Origin of the sequence: Bacillus sp. MMSF_3353 (assembly GCF_030733445.1) — a bacterium.
In the GTDB taxonomy this organism is placed as follows: Bacteria; Bacillota; Bacilli; order Bacillales; family Bacillaceae_G; genus Bacillus_A; species Bacillus_A wiedmannii.
This window is the reverse complement of the sequence record NZ_JASHJA010000085.1, coordinates 1-2,086: the sequence shown is the minus strand read 5'-3', so window position 1 is coordinate 2,086 and position 2,086 is coordinate 1. Positions and strand designations below refer to the sequence as shown.

General features: G+C 38.1%; 1 protein-coding gene and 1 pseudogene. Both read right to left on the bottom strand.

From position 1 onward, the window contains the following. Positions 1-877 (bottom strand): annotated as a pseudogene (malS, locus tag RBB48_RS31550) (oxaloacetate-decarboxylating malate dehydrogenase); the annotation flags it as partial. 75 nt (positions 878-952) lie between these two features. Next, positions 953-2,086: aspartate ammonia-lyase (locus RBB48_RS31545; RefSeq protein ID WP_306008858.1), on the bottom strand; the 1,134-nt coding region annotated here is incomplete at its 5' end.

Genomic DNA, 2,086 nt, shown 5'->3' with positions numbered 1-2,086 from the left:
CCGAAACTTTCACTGCCGATAACACAGCAGCAAGTGAAACTGCACCTGTACCTTGAATATCATCATTAAATGTACAAATATCATGACGATATTTATCTAAAATTTTTCGTGCATTTCGAGAGCTAAAGTCTTCCCAATGTAAAAGTGCTTTCGGGAATTGTTTATTCACTGCTTGTACAAATGTATCAATAAATTCATCGTAAGCTTCACCAGTTATACGAGGGTGACGATTTCCAATATAAAATGGATTGTTTAATAGTTCCTCACGATTTGTACCCACATCTAAAATTACCGGTAATACACGGCTAGGATCGATACCAACTGCGGCCGTATAAACAGCTAATTTCCCGATTGCGATGTTTATACCACCAACACCCCAGTCACCAATTCCAAGTATGCCTTCTCCATCTGTTACAACGACTAAATCAATGTTTTCAGCTGTTGCACCGATATTCGCAAATGCTTCTTCAATACCCGACGGATCGTTAATTGATAAATACACACCACGCGGTTTACGATATTCATGACTATATCTTTGAATCGCTACACCAACAGTTGGTGTATATACGATTGGTAACATTTCACGTAAATGATTTGTTAATATACGATAAAATAACACTTCGTTTCGATCATGTAACGCTGTTAAGTATACATTCTTTAATAAATCGTCCGGCTGAGAACAAAATTGTTCATACGCTCGGCGTGCTTGTTCTTCTAATGTTAAAACCGCTGGCGGTAATAACCCTTTTAAACCTAATTCTTCTCTCTCTTCTTGCGTGAAAGCGACCCCTTTATTTAAAAGTGGTGTTGATAATACTTCTACTCCTCTTAATGTCGTTTCTAATGAACCATTAGAAGCTACTGTAAACTTACTCATAACATCCCTACCTCTATTCATATATAGCATTTCTATATTGTAAACAAAAAAGAGGGGATTGTCCCCCCTCTTCTTTTAATTTTTCTTTAAAAGAGTTGCTCCTGCAATCCCTGGGTGTGTCATTTCGAATGGATCTAGAATTAACTCTAAGTCTTCTTGTGACAGTACACCGTTTTTCACACAAAGTTCTCGAACGGATTGACCTGTTGCAATTGCTTCTTTCGCAACGCGAGCTGCTGCTTCATAACCGATATGAGGGTTCACGGCTGTAATAATTCCTACACTCTTCTCAACATACTCTTTTAAGCGATCTTCATTCGCTTCAATTCCTTTTAAGCAATTATCTGTAAAGGCACGGAAACCGTTATTCATAATGCTAATAGATTGAAGTAAGTTGAAAACAAGTACTGGTTCCATAACGTTTAATTCTAATTGTCCTGCTTCTGAAGCAAGGCAAATTGTATGGTCGTTACCAATTACTTGGAACGCAATTTGATTAATTACTTCTGGCATAACAGGGTTTACTTTCCCTGGCATAATAGAAGAACCTGGTTGACGAGCTGGTAACATAATTTCTGCTAAACCAACACGCGGACCTGATGCCATTAGACGAAGGTCATTCGCAATTTTAGACATATTCATCATACATACTTTAAGTGCTGCTGATACTTCTGTGTATGCATCCGTATTTTGCGTTGCATCTACTAAGTCTTCTGCACCAACAAGTGGTAATTCACTGATTGCAGCTAAATGTTTTACAACTGCTTCAATATATTCTGGATCTGCATTTAAGCCTGTACCAACTGCAGTTGCTCCCATATTTACTTCATATAGATGTTGACGTGATTGCTTGATACGTTTCATATCACGTTCAAGTACGCGGGAATACGCTTTAAATTCTTGTCCAAGACGAATTGGCACAGCGTCTTGTAAATGTGTACGACCCATTTTAATAACATGATCGAACTGCTCTGCTTTTAATTCAAATACATCATGCATATACCCCATCGTTTGTAATAAACCTTCTAATGCGTTTAATGTTGCGATATGAATCGCCGTTGGGAATGCATCGTTTGTTGATTGCGCCATGTTTACATGACTATTTGGACTAATATAATGATAGTCTCCCTTTTCCATTCCTAATAATTCAAGAGCACGATTGGCCATGACTTCATTTGCGTTCATATTCATTGAAGTACCTGCTCCGCC